Origin of the sequence: Streptomyces sp. NPDC002935 (assembly GCF_040611295.1) — a bacterium.
Classification (GTDB): domain Bacteria; phylum Actinomycetota; class Actinomycetes; order Streptomycetales; family Streptomycetaceae; genus Streptomyces.
In genome coordinates, this window is record NZ_JBEXNW010000004.1 from 100,727 (window position 1) to 117,495 (window position 16,769).

Here is a 16,769-nt window from a genome sequence, read left to right on the forward strand (position 1 = left end):
GCTCCCGGTCGCAGGGTCCTTACTCCAGAGTCAACTAACCCGCGCGTAACAGAATTTCAATGGATCGCGCACGATCCGTCCCCGTGGGCCGTTCCCGCGCCTGACGGGCGGCCCACTGGCAGTGGCGGACGAACCGGCGGCCGCCCGGCGGCCAGGGCTGCCGGGCAGCCGGGCGGGGCGGCTACTGTGCGCAGTCCGCGTCGCAGACGTCCAATTCGTCGGCCTGGCCGATCGCGGTAGCGAGAGCAGCGACGTCCTTGTCCTCGGTGTCCCTCGCCAGATCGCGGGCCCGGGAGGCGAGTTCACCCAGCGGGACGGCACCGGGCAGCGAACTCCAGCGGGCGTCGCCCGAGCGCAGGGAATCCGCGAAGTAGGCGGCCACGGCGGTGACTTGGAAGGAGCGGGACGCGGTCCAGAGACCGTCGCGGAGGGAGCCCGTCTCCACACTGCCGGACTCCTCGTGCGGGGCGCGGGAGTCGGGGTCGAGCCAGCGGACGGTCGCGGTGGCGAGATGGCCGGAGGCGCCGGGGCGGGTGCGGACGGCGTAGAGCGCGGTGACCGTGTGGCCGGGGCCCACCTCGCCGCCGTCCACGCGGTCGTCCCGGAAGTCCTCGTCGGCGACCTTGCGGTTGTCGTAGCCGACCAGCCGGAACTGCTCGACCGTCTCGGGGTCGAAGGCGACCTGCGCCTTGGCGTCGCGTGCCGTGAGGTCGATGTTCTGCGGAAGCTGGTCGCAGAAGACGGTGAAGGCCTCGTCGCGGCTGGAGACGTAGGTCGTGTGGCCGTCGCCCTTGTCGGCGAGGCGCTCCATGAGGGCGTCGCCGTACTCGCTGCCGACGCCGACGCCGAAGAGGGTGATGCCGTGCTCGCGGCGGGCGGAGGAGATCCGCTCCAGGATGCTGTCCGCGTCCGTGTCACCGGTGTTGGCGAGGGCGTCGGAGATCAGGACGACTCGGTTGGTGGCGCCCTCGCGCAGCCCGTCGACGGCGGTCTCGTACCCGGTCTTCACGCCCGCGCCGAGGTTGGTCGAGTCGGTCGGCTCCAGGCCGTCGATCGCCCGGTGGACGCGGCCGCGGTGGTCGCCGAGCCGGGTCATCGGCAGCACGGTCTCGGCCTCGTCGCTGAAGGTGACCAGGGCGACCGAGTCGTCGTCGCGCAGCCGGTCCGTCATCACGTCGAGGGATTCCCGGGCCAGGTCGAGACGGCCCGGCTCGGACATGGAACCCGAGATGTCGATGACGAAGGTGAGGGCGGCGGGCGGGCGTTCGCGCTCACTCTCGGCGGCACGCGTGGCGAGGCCGACCCGGACGAGGGACCAGCGGGCGTCATTGGTGCGGGCGCCGTCGACGGTGACCGAGAAGCCGTTGCCGTCGGGGCGTTCGTAGTCCTGCCGGAAGCTGTTGACGAACTCCTCGGGGCGGATCGTCGCGGGGTCGGGGACCTGGCCGCTCGCGAGGGTGCGACGGGCGTAGCCGTACGACGCGGTGTCGACGTCGAGGGCGAAGGTGGAGAGATAGTCGGGCGACGGCGCGACATCGGGGGCGTCCGACTGCTCGCCCTGCTGGTCGCGCTCGGCCGCGCCGCCCGACGGCTGGACGGGGGCCGGCAGCGGGAGGTTGCGGCGGTCGCCGGATTTGTTCCCCCCGCCGTCCGAGGAGTTGTTGCCGCTGCCCGCGCTGCATCCGGTGAGCAGCACCGCGCCCGCCGCCGTCAGGGCGAGCAGCGAGGCGCTGAGCCGTCGAAAGCCTGTCTTCCGCGCGCCGCCGCGTGGGCGGCCCGCGTCCGCCGCCGTCCGTATGTGATCCATCCCCATCTGTGCCCCCTCGGCCTACGGCCCTTGTGTGGGCCGACATGTGTGACTGTGACGGCCGAGGGGGCCGGGATGAGCGCTCGGATGCGTTGCGGAAGGATTGCGAAGCGGCCACGACGGGGGCCCGTCGAGACCGGTGGGTGATCTTCCGGAGACCTACGACACGATGTCCTTGCGCCCGAAACCGCGGAAGGCCAGGGCGAACAGGACAAGCGCGTACGTTACCGAAATCGCCGCACCCTGGATCATCCCTCCCCACTCCAGATTCGGCTGGACGGCGTCGGCCCAGGCGAACTGCCAGTGGGCGGGCAGGAAGTCGCGCCAGTGGCCGAGCGCGGTGACGGCGTCCAGGACGTTGCCCACGATGGTCAGGCCGACCGCTCCGCCGACCGCGCCGAGCGGGGCGTCCGTCTTCGTCGACAGCCAGAACGCGAGCCCAGCGGTGACCAGTTGGGACACGAAGATGTACGCGATCACCACGAGGAGCCGCTGGGTGGCGGTGCCCGCGGAGAGCGCGCCGCCGGTGGGGATCTCCAGCGGGCCCCACCCGTAGGCGGCGGTGCCCACGGCCAGCGCGACGACGGGCAGCAGGACCATGGCCGCGAGGCTGAGGCCGAGCGCGACGGTGAGCTTGGACAGGAGCAGCCGGGCTCTCGGCACGGGGGCCGCCAGCAGATAGCGCAGGGAGGACCAGCTCGCCTCGGAGGCGACGGTGTCGCCGCAGAACAGCGCGACCGGGACCACCAGGAGGAAGCCCGCCGACACGAACAGGTTCACCGCGGCGAAGTTGGCGCCCGACGCGGTGGCCGTGTCCAGCAGGGTGACCCGGCCGTTGCGGGCGCCGGGTTGGCCGCCGATCGCGAACGCCACGAGCAGGACGAAGGGCAGGGCCGCGAGGACCGCCCCCATCACCTGGGTGCGGCGGCGCTTCAGTTGGCGGATGAGCTCGACGCGCAGCGGCAGGGTGCGGCGCGCCCGGTACCCGTGCGCGGTCTCGGTCCGCTCGACGAGCGTGCTCATGCGGAGCCTCCGATCAGGGTGAGGAACGCGTCTTCCAGACGGCGGTGGGGGCCCACCGAGGCCACCGGTACTTCGAGGCGTACGAGCTCCACGACCAGGCGCTGTGCGCTGCCGTCGGCGTCGAGACGGACCAGCAGCCCGCCGTCGGTCGCGACGGCCGAGGCGACGCCGGGCAGGGCGCCCACCTTCTCGACGAGCGGTTCCTCCACGGGTGCTCCGGTGCCGACGAGCAGGGTGTCGCCGGAGCCGATGATCTCGGACACCGGGCCGGCCTGGACGAGCCGGCCGCGGTCCATGACCACCAGGTGGGTGCAGGACTGCTCGACCTCGGCGAGGAGATGGCTGGAGACGATGACCGTGCGGCCCGCGGCGGCGTACCGGATCATCACCTCGCGCATCTCGCGGATCTGCGGCGGGTCGAGGCCGTTGGTGGGTTCGTCCAGGATCAGCAGGTCCGGGAGGCCGAGCATGGCCTGGGCGATGGCGAGACGCTGGCGCATGCCCTGGGAGTAGGTGCGCACCGCGCGGGCCAGCGCCTCGCCGAGTCCGGCGATCTCCAGCGCCTCTGCCAGGTGGGCGTCCTCGGGTGGACGGCCGGTGGCCCGCCAGTACAGCTCCAGGTTCTCGCGGCCGGAGAGGTGCGGGAGGAAGCCCGCGCCCTCGACGAACGCGCCGACCCGGGAGAGGACCGGGGCGCCCGGGCGGATCGCGTGCCCGAAGACGCGGATCTCGCCGTCGTCGGGCTTGATGAGGCCCATCAGCATGCGCAGGGTCGTCGTCTTGCCCGCGCCGTTCGGGCCGAGCAGGCCGAGGACCTGGCCCTTCTCCACGCGGATCGACAGCTCCCGTACCGCGTACCGGTCCGCCGACTTGGCGTAGCGCTTGCTCAGGCCGGTGATCTGGAGCGGGACTTCGGCCGACTCGGGGTCGGGTGCGGGGGTCGTCGTGCGGCGGCGGCCGGTCACCAGCAGCGCCAGGGCGGTCAGCGCGCCGGCGAGCGGCAGCCACCACACCCAGGCGGGCCGCGGCGCGGCGGCGGTCGTGACACCGGGGGCGGTCGGCACCCGGAGGTCGCCCTTCAGGGACACGGTGTAGGTGGCCGGGGCCGCCGGGGAGGCGTAGCCGAGGTCGGTCGAGGCGAGGACCAGGCGCAGCCGGTGGCCCTGCTGGACCTTGTGGTCGATGGCGGGAAGGGTGATGTTCACGTCCTTGCCGGTCTTCACGCCCTCGACCCGGACCGGGGTGACCAGCTGGGAGGGCAGCACCTGCCCGCTGCCGCCCGGACCGACGTCGTACACCTTCCCGAAGAGGACGGCCTCGCCGGTGCTGGACCTGACGTGCACCGTCGCCGTCGGCGAGCCGGTGATCCGCAGGTCGTCGCGGAAGGGAGCGGACTCGAACCGGGCGTACTGGCCGGGGAAGTCGAGGGAGACCCCCACGCCGAGGGAGGAGAGCTGGGTGAGGCCGCCCGGGCCGCCGAGGCCGGGCAGGGCGGAGATGGCGGGCGGACTGGCGCCGGCCGGGTTGTCGAAGCTCTGCTCGCGGCCGGTCAGTGTGACGGCGTGCCGAACGCTCGCCAGTCCGGGGTAGGTGTCGTCGCTCGCGCCGCGCAGCTGGGCGGCGCCGTCGGTGGAGTCGATGCCTCCGGTGCGGGTGACGCGGAAGGCGGGGCCGGTGTCGGCGCCCTTGTCGTCCTTCAGATAGCGGTCGAACCAGGAGCCGACCCGGGAGGTGACGCGGTCCGTCTCCGGGTCGCCGCCGTCGTGGCCGCCGGAGATCCAGTCGACGTCCACGGGTGCGCCGTTGGCCTTGATCGCCTTGGCCATGGCGTCGGCCTGCCCGAGCGGGAAGAGGGAGTCGGACTGGCCCTGCGTGATGAGGGTGGGCACCTTGATGCGGTCGCCGACGGCGGAGGGGCTGCGCTCCTGGAGCAGCTTCGTCGCCGCCGCGTCCGGTTTCCCGGCCTCCGCGACCCGGTTGTACATCGCGCACAGCTCGGCCTGGAACCGGTCGCAGCCGCCGCCGGAGTTGATGAAGAGGCCCGTCCAGATCTTCTTGAACACGCCGTTGGGGAACAGGGCGTCGGCCAGGTTCCAGTACGTGATCGACGGGGCGATCGCGTCGACGCGCCGGTCGTTCGCGGCGGCCAGCAGGGAGACCGCTCCGCCGTACGAGGCGCCCGCGACGCCGACGCGCGGGTCGCCGCTCCCGTCCAGCCGGACCTCGGGCCGCCGGGCGAGCCAGTCGATGAGCCGGGAGACGTCGGCGACTTCGCCCTTGGGGTCGTTCAGCCCGATCCTGCCGGTGGACTCGCCGAAGCCGCGGGCCGACCAGGTCAGTACCGCGTACCCGTCGCGGGCGAGTTTCTCCGCCTCGCCGCTGACGTCCTTCTTGCTGCCGCCGAAGCCGTGCGCGAGGAGGACGGCGGGGCGGCGGTGCGAGGAGGGGCCGGCGGTGAAGTACGAGGTGTCGATCCGTACCCCGCCGCCCATGGCCATGACGTGGTCGGCGCGGTGCACGGCGGGAGCGCCGCCGTCGGCGACGGCGGTCCAGGTGCCCGCACCGGCGAGCAGCGCGACAGCCGCCGTGGCGGCCGCCCATCGCCCGCGGGCTCGCGCCCTGGTGCGGGCGGGGAGGCGCCCCCGGAGCGGCCCGCGCGGCCGGGGCAGTCGAAGATCCATGCCTCAACGGTACGGGCGCCCACCGACAAGCGGGGCAGCCGCCGGGCTGAACCCGTGCCCCTCCCACGGGAGTACGGCACGGGTCGCGCATACCGCGTCCGTGGTACGAACGCACCATGGAGATGCGCCGCGCCACCACCGTCGGGGAACTGACCTCCGCCGAGTACCTCTTCGATCATCCCGTGCGTCCCGAGTGGGCCCGGCGGTTCCTGGACACCCAGGGCCATCACCTGTACCTGGCCTACGAGGGCGAGGTGCCCGTCGGCTTCATCAGCGGCGTGGAGACGGTGCACCCCGACAAGGGCACCGAGATGTTCCTGTACGAGCTGGCGGTGGCCGAGGCGTTCCGGCGGCGCGGCACCGGGCGGGCGCTGATCCGCGAACTCGCCGCCCTGGCCCGGGAACGCGGCTGCTACGGGATGTGGGTCGGTGTGGACACCGGGAACGACGTCGCCCTCGCCACCTACCGCAGCGCGGGTGGCAAGGACGACGGGACGTGCACGGTGATGACGTGGGACTTCGGCTGAGGCCGCCGGTGCGGGGCCGGGTCCGGCGGGGCGTGCCGCGTGGTTACGCCTGCGCGTCCTCGGGGATCGACACCAGCCAGCGGGTGTCGCGGCGGGGCCGCAGGTAGAAGGCCCAGTAGAGGGTGGCGACCGCGGTGATGCCGCCGGTCCACAGCAGGTAGACCGTCTCCTGCTGGGTGAGGATGTAGGCGAGGACCGCGATCAGCGCGACCGGCATCGCGGGCCACAGCGGCATCCGCCAGGCGGGCGTGTGGCGGTGGTGGCCGCGCCGGGCGAGCAGGGCGGCGACCGCGACGAGCAGGTACATGGCGGTCACCGACACGCCCGTCACGCCGTACAGGGTGTCCAGGTTGACGAAGCAGAGGGCGGCGCCGGGGACACCCACCAGCAGCGTGGCGACCCACGGGGAACCGAACCGGCCGAGCCGGGACAGGCCCTCGTTGACCGGACCGGGCCACGCCTTGTCACGGGCGGAGGCGAACAGGACGCGCGAGTTCTGGATGACCATGACGATGCCCGCGTTGATGATCGCGAGGGCGACGCAGAGGCTGACGAAGGTGCCGACGGCCGAGTTGGACCAGGCCGTGACCATGCCGCTGATGTCGCCGCCGGTCAGGGCCGACAGGTCGGTGGCGCCCATGGTGATCGCGACGACCGGGACCAGGATGACGACCGTGGAGATGGCGAGGGTGGCGAGGACCGTACGGGCGACGTTGCGGCGCGGGTTCTCCAGTTCCTCGGAGAGGTAGACCGCGGTCGAGAAGCCCTGGGTGATGAAGAGGGCGATGGCGAGCCCGGAGACGACCAGCATGGCTGTCACGGTGTCCGTGTGGCCGCCGGCATCAGCGACCTGCATCGAGACCAGGCTGCCGACACCGCGCTGGCTGTGCGCGAAGCCCAGGACCGCCACGAGCGCCGCGGCGATGACTTCGAGGACCAGGAAGATGCCGGTGATCCAGGCGTTGGCGCGCAGGTCGAGCAGGCCCGCGAGGGTGGCCAGGATCATCACGGCGGCGCCGGCCATCGAGGGGTTCAGATGGACGATGGGCGCCAGGTAGTCCGCCGTGCCCATCGCGATCACCGGTGGCACGATCATGACGACCAGCAGGGAGAGCACGAACACGAGCCAGCCCGCGAGGCGTCCGGCCATCGTGGAGACCATGGCGTACTCGCCACCCGCGCTGGGGATGAGGGTGCCCAGCTCCGAGTAGCAGAACGCCACGGCGATACAGAGCAGTGAGCCGATCGCGATGGTCAGCGCGGTCGCCGTGCCGAGCGACGAGAAGAGGTCGGGCACCACGACGAACAGGGTCGACGCGGGTGTCACGCACGAGAGCGTCAGCAGGGTGCCGCCGACGATGCCGATGGAGCGCTTGAGCTTTTGGGGGTTCCCGGTCGCCGTGGGGGCGGCGTCCAGGACGGCGGTCTCGACAGGGCGGAGCGTGTCGGTCATGAAGCGGTTCCGATCGACTCGTGCGTCAGGTGGTTCGGGCGGGAGCGCTATCGCCTCCGGCGGCTCGCGTGGTGCTCTTCTCGTCCGCTCCCGCGCTGATGGAACCTTGACGGAAACCGTTGCGTCAATGGCCGTTCACCTACGGAATCCGCAGTTGCGGAGCGACGCATGTCACATCGCTTTCCCAGGTGGTGACGCCCTCATGTTGCAATCATCAAGACCCTCCAGAGTGTGACCTTGCTTTCGAAGGCCACGCCAACCAGTTACCTGCATCACCCGTTTCATCACCGCATGACGAGAACAGCAGTCGCAGAGCTGAAACTCGCCGGAATTGGTCCACACTCCGGACGGCTACCGGCGCGTAGCCGTGTCACTGCCTGCCCATAGAGTCCTGCTCCACAGAAGAATCACGGACAGGGGTGGGGAACATGCGTTACACGCGGGGCGTGGTCTGGGCGGGGGTGGCCGCGGCGGCGCTGGCCGGGACGACCGGGTGCAGTGCGGAGACCACGAAGAAGACGGCCGAGGTGGTCAGCCACGCCGACGCGATCATGGCGGCGCTGGGGCGGGCGACGGACCGGACGGAGGACCTGGGCTCGGCCGAGGTCAAGATGACCACCGAGGTGAACGGCGGCGCCCCCATAACCGCGGAGGGCACCTACTCCTGGGGGGACGGTTTCGCGTACGACGTCGAGATGGACACCAAGGCCGCGAAGATGGAGACGCTCACGGACGACCCCTCGATCCGCACGCTCCTCGTGGACGGCGCCTACTACTACGACACCGACCCGCAGCCCTCCGGCCCGCTCAAGGGCAAGGAGTGGATGAAGATCGACGGGTCGGCCGTCTTCGGTGAGAAGGGCGCCCAGGCGATGAGCGGAAGCTCGAACAGCGGCAGCCCGGCAGCCACCATGAGGGGCCTGAAGTACGCGAACGACGTCGAGGACCTCGGCAAGGAGACCGTCGACGGAAAGAGCACGACCCACTACCGGGCCGTGATCGACAAGGACCACATGGGCAAGGCCAAGGACGCCCTCGCGTCCGGGGACGAGGACACCCTCTTCAACTCGGTGACCGGCGGCGCCGACTCGATCACGATGGACGTCTGGGTCGACGCCAAGGACCTTCCGGTCCGCCTGAAGGAGGTGTTCGGCACCGTGACGGTCACCATGGACTTCAAGAAGTTCGGTGCCACCGCCGCGGTGAAGGCCCCGCCGGCCGCGCAGACCGGTGACGTCACCGAGCTGATGAAGAAGGCCGCCGCGCAGCAGCAGTAGGCCCGGACCGCAGGAGGACCGGACCGCGGGAAGCCCGGAACACGACGGTGCCCCGCCCCCCGGACGCGGGGCGGGGCACCGAAGATGCCTCAGTGGTTGCGCGGGAAGCCCAGGTCGACGCCCGTCGGCGCCTCCGACGGGTCCGGCCAGCGGGTGGTGACGACCTTGCCGCGGGTGTAGAAGTGCGTGCCGTCGTTGCCGTAGATGTGGTGGTCCCCGAAGAGGGAGTCCTTCCAGCCACCGAAGGAGTGGTAGCCGACGGGCACCGGGATCGGCACGTTCACGCCGACCATGCCCGCCTCGATCTCCAGCTGGAAGCGGCGGGCGGCGCCGCCGTCCCGGGTGAAGATCGCGGTGCCGTTGCCGAAGGGGGACGCGTTGATCAGCGCCACGCCCTCGTCGTAGGTGTCCACGCGCAGCACGCACAGCACCGGGCCGAAGATCTCGTCCTTGTACGCGTCCGCCGTCACCGGTACGCGGTCCAGGAGCGAGAGGCCGATCCAGTGGCCGTCCTCGTGCCCCTCGACCGTGTAGCCCGTGCCGTCGAGGACGACCTCGGAGCCCTGGTCGGCGGCCCCCTTCACGTAGGACGCCACCTTGTCGCGGTGGGCGGCCGTGATGAGCGGGCCCATCTCGGACGTCGGGTCGTTGCCGGGACCGATCTTGATCTTCTCGGCGCGCTCGCGGATCTTGGCCACCAGCTCGTCGCCGATGGAGCCGACCGCCACGACCGCGGAGATCGCCATGCAGCGCTCGCCGGCCGAGCCGTACGCGGCGGAGACGGCGGCGTCGGCGGCCGCGTCCAGGTCGGCGTCCGGCAGGACCAGCATGTGGTTCTTGGCGCCGCCCAGCGCCTGGACGCGCTTGTGGTTCGCGGCGGCGGTGGTGTGGATGTAGCGGGCGATCGGGGTCGAGCCGACGAAGGACACCGCCTTGACGTCCGGGTGCTCCAGGAGACGGTCGACGGCCACCTTGTCGCCGTGCACGACGTTGAAGACACCGTCGGGCAGACCGGCCTCGGCCAGCAGCTCGGCGAGCTTCATGGCGGCCGACGGGTCCTTCTCCGAGGGCTTGAGGACGAAGGTGTTGCCGCACGCGATGGCGAGCGGGAACATCCACATCGGCACCATGGCCGGGAAGTTGAACGGCGTGATGCCCGCGACGACACCGAGCGGCTGGCGGATCGACGCCACGTCGACCTTGGAGGCCACCTCGGTCGACAGCTCGCCCTTCAGCTGCACGGTGATCCCGCACGCCAGGTCGACGATCTCCAGACCGCGGGCGACCTCGCCGAGCGCGTCCGAGTGCACCTTGCCGTGCTCGGCGGTGATCAGCTCGGCGATCGCGTCCCGGTTGGCGTCGAGCAGGGCACGGAACTTGAACAGGATCGTGGACCGCTTGGCCAGCGAGGACTGGCCCCAGGTCGCGTACGCGTCCTTCGCGGCGGCGACCGCGGCGTCGACCTCCTCGACGCTCGCGAACGCGACCTTCGTGGTCACGACGCCGGTCGCCGGGTCGGTGACCGGCCCGTACGTACCCGACGCACCCGCAGCATTTCCGACGGGCTTGCCACCGATCCAGTGGTCGACGGTCTTCGTCATGGCCATGCACTCCTTCACAGATGGCGGCGTCGGGCGACGACGTGCCGGTCGTACTCCTCACGGGCCTTGACCGCCGACGATCGGGTCGCGGTCTCGGCCACAGGTACATCCCACCAGGCTTGGGCCGGGGGCGCGCCCGACACTGTGTCTGCCGTTTCGGTCTCCACGTAGACACAAGTGGGAGTGTCCGCGTCGCGCGCCTCGGCCAGGGCCGCCCGCAGGTCACGCACGGTCTTCGCGCGTAGGACCCGCATGCCCAGGCTGGCCGCGTTGGCCGCGAGGTCCACGGGCAGCGGCGCCCCCGTGTACGTACCGTCCCCGGCCCGGTAACGGTACGCCGTGCCGTACCGCTCGCCGCCCACGGACTCGGAGAGGCCGCCGATGGAGGCGTACCCGTGGTTCTGCAGGATGATCACCTTGATCGCGATGCCCTCCTGGACCGCGGTGACGATCTCGGTCGGCATCATCAGATAGGTGCCGTCGCCGACCAGCGCCCACACGGGCCGGTCCGGGGCCGCCATCCGCACACCGATCGCGGCCGGGATCTCATAGCCCATGCACGAGTAGCCGTACTCGACGTGGTACTGGTCCCGCGACCGGGCCCGCCACAGTTTGTGCAGGTCGCCGGGGAGCGAGCCGGCCGCGTTGATCAGGATGTCGTCCTCGGTGACCAGCTCGTCGAGGACACCGAGGACCTGCGGCTGGGTGGGCCGGATGTCGACGTCCTCGGCCTCGTAGGCCGCGTCGACGCGGTACTCCCAGCGTTCCTTGTCGTCCGTGTACTCGGTGACGTACGCGGGCTCGGCGCGGTGCTTGTGCATCAGCAGCGCCTCGGTGAGGGCCTCCAGACCGGCGCGGGCGTCGGCGATCAGCGGTATGCCGGCGAGCTTGTGGCCGTCGTACGGAGCGATGTTGAGGTTGAGGAAACGGACGCCCGACGCGCCGAACAGCGTGCCGGAAGCGGTGGTGAAGTCGGTGTAGCGGGTGCCGACACCGATCACCAGGTCGGCGGTGCGGGCGAGCTCGTCGGCGGTCGCGGTGCCGGTGTGGCCGACGCCGCCGACGTCCTGGGGGTGGTCCCAGCGCAGCGAGCCCTTGCCCGCCTGGGTGGAGGCGACGGGGATGCGGGTGGCGGAGGCGAGTTCGGCGAGCGCCTCCTCGGCGCGGCTGTGATGGACGCCGCCGCCCGCGACGATCAGCGGGCGGCGGGCCTCGCGGACCGCCGCGACGGCACGCGCCAGTTCGCCGGCGTCGGCCGCCGGGCGCCGCACGGCCCAGGTCCGCTCGGCGAAGAACTCCTCCGGCCAGTCGTACGCCTCCGCCTGCACGTCCTGGGGCAGCGCGAGCGTGACGGCGCCGGTGTCGACGGGGTCGGTGAGCACGCGCATCGCCTGGAGGGCCGCCGGGATCAGGGCTTCGGGGCGGTTGATCCGGTCGAAGTACTTCGACACCGGGCGCAGACAGTCGTTGACCGACACGTCCCCGGCGAAGGGGACCTCCAGTTGCTGGAGCACCGGGTCGGCGGGGCGGGTCGCGAAGACGTCGCCGGGCAGGAGCAGCACCGGGAGGTGGTTGATCGTCGCGAGCGCGGCGCCGGTGACCAGGTTGGTGGCGCCGGGCCCGATGGAGGTGGTCACGGCGTGCGCCGACAGGCGGCCGCACTGGCGCGCGTAGCCGACCGCCGCGTGCACCATGGCCTGTTCGTTGCGCCCCTGGTGGTACGGCATCTCGTCGGCGTACTCGACGAGCGCCTGGCCGATCCCGGCGACGTTGCCGTGGCCGAAGATGCCCCAGGTGGCGCCGATCAGGCGACGCCGCTCGCCGTCCCGTTCCGTGTACTGCGCGGCCAGAAACCGCACCAGTGCCTGCGCGACCGTCAGCCTCGTCGTCGAGGTCATCGGTATCCCCCTGTGCTCTCTGCGTGTCCCGGGTGGAAGCGGATCCGCCACTCCCTGTCCCCGCCCGGTCCCGCCATGACGTTCAGGTAGTACATGGCGTGACCGGGCTGGGCGACGGACGGACCGTGCCATCCGTCGGGGACGAGGACGGCATCGCCGGTGCGGACCTCGGCGAGGACGTCCGAACCGCCCTCACGGGAAGGGAATACGCGCTGATAGCCGAAACCGTTCGGGCCGTCGATCTCGAAGTAGTAGATCTCCTCAAGCCGGGACTCGACGCCGGGCAGGTCCTCGTCGTGCTTGTGGGGCGGATACGAGGACCAGTTGCCGCCGGGGGTGATCACCTCGACGGCGATGAGGCGGTCGCAGTCGAAGACGTCCGCGGCGGCGAAATTGCGCACCTGGCGGGCGCAGTTGCCGCTGCCGCGCTCTTCGACGGGAACCTCCGGCGCGGGGCCGTAGCGGGCGGGGAGTCGGCGCTCGCACTTCGCTCCTGCCAGGGCGAAGCGGCCTCCCACGCCGGAGGCGATCTGGGCCCGGGCCTCACGGGGCACGTACGCGAAGTCGGAGACTCCGTCGAACACGCTCGGTCTGCCCAGGAGTTGGAACTCTTCCTGCTCCATGCCGTCCTTGGTGCGCACCGTGCAGCCGCCGCTGAGCGGGAGCACGATCCACTCACTGTCCCCGGTGGTGAAGGTGTGGGTGCCACCGGGTGCCAGTTCCACGACCCGCAGACTGCTGTGGGTCCAGCCGGCCCGCTCGGGGTCGATGTCGAGGGCGTAGTACGCGTCGGCGGTCGTGCCCCTGGGGACGTACAGCTCGTTGCTCGGACGACTCATGCGGCCCTCACAGAAGTCCTACGGCGGTGTCCACGGCCGCGGCGACATCGCCGTCCGCGGGGTACAGCAGCGAACGGCCCACCACCAGGCCCTGCACGGTGGGGAGGTGAAGCGCCCCGCGCCATTTCTCGTAGGCACCCTCCTGGTCCTCGCCGACATCGCCGCCGAGCAGGACGGCGGGCAGCGTGGAGGTCTCCATGACGCGGGCCATGTCGTCGGGGTTCTCGGTGACGGGGACCTTCAGCCAGGTGTACGCCGAACTGCCGCCCAGGCCACTGGCGATGGCGATGGATCTGGTGACGGCCTCGGCGCTCAGATCGTTGCGCAGGGTGCCGTCCTCCCGGCGACGGCAGAGGAACGGTTCGACGAAGACCGGAAGTTGCCGCTCGGCCATGTCGTCGATCACCCGGGCGGTGGACTCCAGGGTGCGCAGCGAGCCCGGATCGTCGTAGCCGATGCGCAGCAGCAGTTTGCCCGCGTCGAAGCCGAACCGCTCGATGTCCCTCGGGCGGTACCCGGTGAACCGGTCGTCCAGCTCGAAGGCGGAGCCCGCGAGTCCGCCCCGGTTCATCGACCCGATGGCCACCTTGCCGTCGAGCGCGCCGAGCAGCAGCAGGTCGTCGAGGATGTCGGCGGTGGCGAGCACGCCGTCCACTCCGGGGCGGGAGAGCGCGAGACACAGCCGCTCCAGCAGATCGGCGCGCCCGGCCATCGCCAGCTTCCGGTCACCGACGGCCAGCGCGCCGCGCGCCGGGTGGTCCGCGGCGACGATCATCAGGCGCCCCGAGCCGTCGATCAGCGGCCGCCGCACCCGCCGCGCGGCGGCCTCCGCGATCGCCTCGGGGTGACGGGCACGGACCTGGACGAGGGCGAGGACGTCGACGCGGGGGAACGCGGGGCGCAGCCGGTCGTAGGTGGTGGGGGTGACGGGGGTGGCGGTGAGCCGGTCGGCGTCCCGGGCGCCGTCGGGGGCGTTCGTGCGGGCCGGGCCGGTCGTCCCGGGGGGTGTGGGTGCGTCGCCGCCCTGCTCGTGGTGGGCTCCCCCGACGTGGCCCGCCCTCACCGCACCGCTCCGGCGGCGAGGGCCTGTTCGACCTCGTCCGGCGTCGGCATCGCGGAGGAGCATTCGAGCCGGGAGGCGACGATGGCGCCCGCCGCGTTCGCGTGGCGCATGACCCGCTCCAGGTCCCAGCCGGCGAGCAGTCCGTGGCACAGCGAGCCGCCGAACGCGTCTCCCGCGCCGAGTCCGTTGAGCACCTCGACGGGAAGGGGCGGGACCTCGGCGGTGGTGCCGTCGCGATGCACGGCGAGGACGCCCTTGGGTCCCTGTTTCACCACGGCGAGTTCGACACCGGCTTCGAGGAGGGCGGCGGCAGCGGCGTGCGGCTCGCGCTCCCCCGTGGCGATCTCGACCTCGTCGACATTGCCGACGGCGACGGTGGCGTGGCGCAGGGCCTCGGCATAGTAGGGGCGCGCCGAGGCGGCAAGGTCCTGCCGCGCCCTGTCGTGCGGAGTTCCGTTCTTCCCGGCCGGGTTCTCCCCGACCGTGTCCCCCCAGAACATCGGGCGCCAGTCGAGGTCGAAGACCGTCGTACCGGACCGGGCGCGGTGGGCCAGCGCCGCGAGTGTGGCCGTGCGGCTCGGTTCCGCGCTCAGCCCCGTGCCCGTCATCCAGAAGACGCGGGCGGCGCGCACGGCGTCGAGATCGAGTTCGTGGGCGCGGATCTCCAGGTCGGGGGCCTTGGGCTGCCGGTAGAAGTAGAGCGGGAAGTCGTCCGGCGGGAAGATCTCGCAGAAGGTGACCGGGGTCGGCAGTCCGGGGACCGGGGTGACCCAGCGGTCGTCGACGCCGAAATCGCGCAACGCCTCGCGCAGATAGACGCCGAAGGGATCGTCGCCCGTCCGGGTGATGACGGCCGTACGCCGTCCGAGCCGCGCGGCGGCCACCGCGACATTGGTCGCCGAGCCGCCGAGGAACTTGCCGAAGGACGTCACCCGGGACAGCGGGACCCCCGTCTGCAACGGGTAGAGGTCCACACCGATCCGCCCCATGGTGATCAGCTCGTACGCCATCGAGTTCCCTTCGCTACGGCTGCCCCCAGGTCTAGTCCCGCACGCGGAGCCTGTCAACGTTTTGTCCAGACATTCGGACGAGGCTTGACACGTCTCGGGAGCCGCCGGAAGCTGACGCCCATGACGTCGCTGTCACCTCAGTCATCGCCTCAGTCATCGCCGCGGTCACGGACCGAGCCCTCGCCGAAGTCGTCACCACGGTCCTCGCCTCCTTCCTCACTGTCGCGCATCCGGATCGGTTCGGCTCCCGACTCCTGGGGCGTCTGGTTCCCCGACGACCCGCAACAGGTCCCCTGGCAGCGCTTCCTCGACGAGGTCTCGGGGTCGGGCTACGAGTGGATCGAGCTCGGCCCGTACGGCTATCTGCCGACCGATCCGGACGTCCTCAAGGTGGAGACCGCCCGGCGGGGGCTCACCGTCTCGGCGGGCACGGTCTTCACCGGGCTGCACCGGGGTCCCGATGTGTGGGAGTCCACCTGGGCGCACGTCTCGGACATCGCGGCGCTCACCCAGGCGATGGGCGCCGCGCATCTTGTCGTCATCCCCGCCTTCTGGCGCGACGACAAGACCGGCGCGGTGCTGGAGGACAGCACCCTGACGCCGACCCAATGGCGCAATCTGACCGCCCAGACCGAGCGGCTCGCCCATGAGGTGCGCGAGCGGTACGGGCTGAAGATCGTCGTCCACCCGCACGCCGACACGCACATCGACGGCGAGGAGAACGTCACGCGTTTCCTCGACGCGACCGACTCCTCCCTGGTGTCGCTGTGCCTGGACACGGGCCACTACGCCTACTGCGGCGGCGACAGCGTCAAGCTCATCGAGACGTACGGCGAACGCATCGGCTACCTCCACCTCAAGCAGGTGGACCCGCTGGTGCTGGCCGGAGTACGCGCCGAGGAGGTGCCGTTCGGGCCCGCCGTCGCGCGTGGCGTGATGTGCGAACCACCGTCCGGTGTACCGGCGTTGGAGCCCGTTCTCGCCGCCGCTCAGCGGCTCGGCGTCGAGCTCTTCGCGATCGTCGAACAGGACATGTACCCGTGCCCGCCGGACAAGCCACTGCCGATCGCCCGGCGCACCCGGGCGTTCCTGAGGTCCTGCGGGGCGTGACCGCCGCATCCCGGGGACCCGCCGAGCGCTCGGGGCTCGGCGGGTCCTACGTCCCTCGATGGCTATTGCGTCACTCGTGTCACAAAAACCACCGCTGTGTCACACATGTCGCGTGTACGCGGGTCTTGCGTCACACCCGGTCGACAGCCGCTGCCCAGCGCTCACGCCGCGTCGTTCAACGGGCACACGCTTTGTGATCACCAGCGCAGCGCCCGGCTCCCCCGACGGCCGCCCCCAGGCCGCCGCCGCGGTGCGCGCAGGGAGGTGCCACTCATGACCGACCGCAGGCTCTGGTCGTACAAGGAGATCGCCGCGCACATCAAGGTGCAGCCGGACACGGTCCGCTCCTACCGCAAGCACGGGCTGCTGCCGCCGCCCGACCGTGTCGAGGGCGGAAAACCCTACTGGTACGCGGACACCGTCCGGGCCTGGGACGCCTCCCGACCGGGAAACCGGAGGCGCAGAGAGGCCTGACCCGCC

General features: G+C 71.4%; 13 protein-coding genes. 4 read left to right on the forward strand and 9 right to left on the reverse strand.

Translation table 11 applies throughout. The features are described from left to right. Positions 1-181: 181 nt before the first annotated feature. The 3 genes from ABZX90_RS06355 to ABZX90_RS06365 form a co-directional block, all read right to left on the reverse strand. Entirely contained in the window at positions 182-1,807 is a 1,626-nt protein-coding gene (locus ABZX90_RS06355; RefSeq protein ID WP_355201887.1) for a von Willebrand factor type A domain-containing protein, read from the reverse strand. A 159-nt stretch (positions 1,808-1,966) separates the two neighbouring features. After that, entirely contained in the window at positions 1,967-2,830 is an 864-nt protein-coding gene (locus ABZX90_RS06360) for an ABC transporter permease (RefSeq protein ID WP_355201890.1), read from the reverse strand. Further along, the gene (locus ABZX90_RS06365) at positions 2,827-5,511 is read right to left on the reverse strand and encodes an alpha/beta fold hydrolase (protein ID WP_355201893.1); all 2,685 of its coding nucleotides are present in this window, start codon (positions 5,509-5,511) and stop codon (positions 2,827-2,829) included. Before ABZX90_RS06365 ends, ABZX90_RS06360 begins: the two co-directional genes overlap by 4 nt. Positions 5,512-5,627: 116 nt before the next feature. Between ABZX90_RS06365 and ABZX90_RS06370 the strand changes: the two genes are divergently transcribed. Then, the gene (locus ABZX90_RS06370; protein WP_355201896.1) at positions 5,628-6,038 is read left to right on the forward strand and encodes a GNAT family N-acetyltransferase; all 411 of its coding nucleotides are present in this window, start codon (positions 5,628-5,630) and stop codon (positions 6,036-6,038) included. 43 nt (positions 6,039-6,081) lie between these two features. On the opposite strand, the gene ABZX90_RS06375 is transcribed toward ABZX90_RS06370, so the two are convergent. Then, on the reverse strand, positions 6,082-7,491 hold the full coding sequence (locus ABZX90_RS06375; RefSeq protein ID WP_355201899.1) for an APC family permease: 1,410 nt from the start codon (positions 7,489-7,491) through the stop codon (positions 6,082-6,084). 428 nt (positions 7,492-7,919) lie between these two features. Between ABZX90_RS06375 and ABZX90_RS06380 the strand changes: the two genes are divergently transcribed. Continuing rightward, positions 7,920-8,768, forward strand: a complete 849-nt coding sequence (locus tag ABZX90_RS06380) for a hypothetical protein (RefSeq protein WP_355201902.1) — start codon at positions 7,920-7,922, stop codon at positions 8,766-8,768. 89 nt (positions 8,769-8,857) lie between these two features. Here the strand turns inward: ABZX90_RS06380 and mmsA are convergent, their stop codons facing one another. From mmsA to iolC, 5 genes are all read right to left on the reverse strand, one after another. After that, a complete protein-coding gene (gene mmsA, locus ABZX90_RS06385) occupies positions 8,858-10,369 on the reverse strand; it encodes a CoA-acylating methylmalonate-semialdehyde dehydrogenase (RefSeq protein ID WP_351128435.1) in 1,512 nt (503 codons plus the stop codon). A gap of 14 nt (positions 10,370-10,383) precedes the next feature. Further along, on the reverse strand, positions 10,384-12,267 hold the full coding sequence (gene iolD, locus ABZX90_RS06390) for a 3D-(3,5/4)-trihydroxycyclohexane-1,2-dione acylhydrolase (decyclizing) (protein ID WP_355201905.1): 1,884 nt from the start codon (positions 12,265-12,267) through the stop codon (positions 10,384-10,386). Further along, positions 12,264-13,106 (reverse strand): 5-deoxy-glucuronate isomerase, encoded by an 843-nt coding sequence (iolB, locus tag ABZX90_RS06395; RefSeq protein ID WP_351128439.1) that lies wholly within the window; start codon positions 13,104-13,106, stop codon positions 12,264-12,266. The genes iolD and iolB overlap by 4 nt, the downstream gene beginning before the upstream one ends. 7 nt (positions 13,107-13,113) lie before the next feature. Beyond that, entirely contained in the window at positions 13,114-14,010 is an 897-nt protein-coding gene (locus ABZX90_RS06400; protein ID WP_355202346.1) for a deoxyribose-phosphate aldolase, read from the reverse strand. A gap of 155 nt (positions 14,011-14,165) precedes the next feature. Further along, complete coding sequence (gene iolC / locus ABZX90_RS06405; RefSeq protein WP_355201908.1) at positions 14,166-15,179, reverse strand: 5-dehydro-2-deoxygluconokinase; 1,014 nt, start codon at positions 15,177-15,179, stop codon at positions 14,166-14,168. A gap of 120 nt (positions 15,180-15,299) precedes the next feature. On the opposite strand from iolC, the gene ABZX90_RS06410 reads away from it, so the two are divergent. Beyond that, positions 15,300-16,289: a sugar phosphate isomerase/epimerase gene (locus ABZX90_RS06410; protein ID WP_355201911.1), complete on the forward strand. Its 990-nt coding sequence runs from the start codon at positions 15,300-15,302 to the stop codon at positions 16,287-16,289. A 273-nt stretch (positions 16,290-16,562) separates the two neighbouring features. Next, positions 16,563-16,763 (forward strand): MerR family DNA-binding transcriptional regulator, encoded by a 201-nt coding sequence (locus tag ABZX90_RS06415; RefSeq protein WP_355201914.1) that lies wholly within the window; start codon positions 16,563-16,565, stop codon positions 16,761-16,763. Positions 16,764-16,769 lie beyond the last annotated feature (6 nt).

Excerpts from the sequence above, each read along its gene's own strand:
- ABZX90_RS06360 (WP_355201890.1), bottom strand. The coding sequence starts at position 2,830 with ATGAGCACGCTCGTCGAGCGGACCGAGACCGCGCACGGGTACCGGGCG.
- iolD (WP_355201905.1), bottom strand. The coding sequence starts at position 12,267 with ATGACCTCGACGACGAGGCTGACGGTCGCGCAGGCACTGGTGCGGTTT.
- ABZX90_RS06365 (WP_355201893.1), bottom strand. The coding sequence starts at position 5,511 with ATGGATCTTCGACTGCCCCGGCCGCGCGGGCCGCTCCGGGGGCGCCTC.
- mmsA (WP_351128435.1), bottom strand. The coding sequence starts at position 10,369 with ATGACGAAGACCGTCGACCACTGGATCGGTGGCAAGCCCGTCGGAAAT.
- ABZX90_RS06370 (WP_355201896.1), top strand. The coding sequence starts at position 5,628 with ATGGAGATGCGCCGCGCCACCACCGTCGGGGAACTGACCTCCGCCGAG.
- iolB (WP_351128439.1), bottom strand. The coding sequence starts at position 13,106 with ATGAGTCGTCCGAGCAACGAGCTGTACGTCCCCAGGGGCACGACCGCC.
- ABZX90_RS06415 (WP_355201914.1), top strand. The coding sequence starts at position 16,563 with ATGACCGACCGCAGGCTCTGGTCGTACAAGGAGATCGCCGCGCACATC.
- ABZX90_RS06355 (WP_355201887.1), bottom strand. The coding sequence starts at position 1,807 with ATGGATCACATACGGACGGCGGCGGACGCGGGCCGCCCACGCGGCGGC.
- ABZX90_RS06380 (WP_355201902.1), top strand. The coding sequence starts at position 7,920 with ATGCGTTACACGCGGGGCGTGGTCTGGGCGGGGGTGGCCGCGGCGGCG.
- ABZX90_RS06410 (WP_355201911.1), top strand. The coding sequence starts at position 15,300 with ATGACGTCGCTGTCACCTCAGTCATCGCCTCAGTCATCGCCGCGGTCA.
- iolC (WP_355201908.1), bottom strand. The coding sequence starts at position 15,179 with ATGGCGTACGAGCTGATCACCATGGGGCGGATCGGTGTGGACCTCTAC.
- ABZX90_RS06375 (WP_355201899.1), bottom strand. The coding sequence starts at position 7,491 with ATGACCGACACGCTCCGCCCTGTCGAGACCGCCGTCCTGGACGCCGCC.